The following is a 1,526-nucleotide window of genomic DNA, read 5'->3' as shown; positions in this document are numbered from 1 at the left end:
CTAGGATACCATACAATCGCCTGGCTGGGTTATTTTTTTATGCAACTATTTTTCGACAAGAACTTTTCACTGTCCAGTATATACACCTAAATCTTTAGTAGAAGCCCATTAATGGTTACACTCTTAGTGAAAAGTACAATGTTCGATTGATACATGGATACAAGTAACACTCTGCTTTGATCACATAATTCTCAAAAGTGAGACGAAATCTCCATACTGTCGCGGCGCGGCGCGCCTGTGAAATGTTACGCTGAACCTTACCACAAATAGTGGTAAAGCGGAGAGTGGAATGGTGCGTGGAATCGAAGTTTATTGACGAGTTGATAACCGTTTAATAGCTAAAATTAATAGCTTCAAGGGCATAAGATTATTTAGGTTACTGAGGAGGTCTATTAATGGTATCACCTACATTTAAAAATGTTATATATGAGCTTGACCGCCGCCAGTACAAAAAGGCATTATCTCTTTTTAAGAAGGTTGTTGGTATTAAAAATAGTCATACTACTTTGAGCCGTATTGAAATGTTAGATGAAATTAAACGGACACGTATCCTTATTAACTTATCTAAAGATAAGGATAGAGACAGGTGTTTTTGTTCAAAAGCAATAAATTATTTAAAACAATGTAGCTTCAATCATAATTATTTTGATCAGTGTGAAACCATTAATAAGTATCTTAAAATTTATAATAAAAAGTTACAAGAAACTATTTTATATCTAAATAAATTTATTTATCCAGTAGCATTGTTACGACTATCTTCAAGTTTCGAGAACCTCAATCAAATCTTACTAATGCAAGATGGAGATGATATAAGTGAAGAAATGAAAAACTTATTTCCACCTATATCATATGAAAATAACATTGAAATTTTAAATTTATTACTTAAAGAGTGTATTGAGAACAACAAAAAAAATAAGTTCGGTAAGGAGTTTTCACGTGAAGATGTTTTTGAAGCACCACCATTATCAATAGATAGAGATGTTTTAGAAGATGTTAATAAACTAGCTTTTTTAAAGTGGTTAATAGAAGAAATCACGATTCATGATATGGAAATAAGGAAGCATAAAGATCATGTAGAATTTGTGTATCTAAAAGCTGATAAATATATTCAATACAAGCTTCCCTTCATAAGAGAGGGGGTACTGAATAAACATATTGATGCCGAGTTTTTTTATGATCGAATTAATCAACAGATAGATACGGAATACGATATTTCAGAATTAACTGTTTTATCTAATAATAATAGGAACTTCACTTTTGAGATGACAAACAGCATTTTAGGCAAAGTACTTTTTAAATCAGCAGAAATAGGTGAAAGAGAAGAAAAGAAAATATCGAACATTAATATGATTCCTGATTTATCCCATTTAAAACATAATGATATCGATATTAAGCATGTATTTATGTTCTACTTCTGTTTGCGGGGGTTAGCTGAGGTGTACTTTAATGGTGAGCGTCAAATAGCCCCCACCTAGCAGTCAGATGGGAGCAAGTGTATGATGGATTAAGATTACGCGAGGCGGCAA

At 32.4% G+C, this 1,526-nt stretch carries 1 protein-coding gene; it reads left to right on the top strand.

Going from position 1 to position 1,526, the window contains the following annotated elements; all coding sequences use genetic code 11:
- Positions 1 to 395 precede the first annotated feature (395 nt).
- Positions 396 to 1,475 carry a hypothetical protein gene (locus WBG83_RS22365; RefSeq protein WP_336747599.1) on the top strand — a complete coding sequence of 360 codons (1,080 nt, stop codon included), beginning with the start codon at positions 396 to 398 and terminating at the stop codon, positions 1,473 to 1,475.
- Positions 1,476 to 1,526 lie beyond the last annotated feature (51 nt).

The organism is Paenibacillus sp. y28 (assembly GCF_037137075.1).
GTDB lineage: Bacteria > Bacillota > Bacilli > Paenibacillales > NBRC-103111 > JBBBNV01.
Note: the sequence above shows the minus strand (reverse complement) of the source record. Positions and strands in the feature narration are given on the sequence as shown.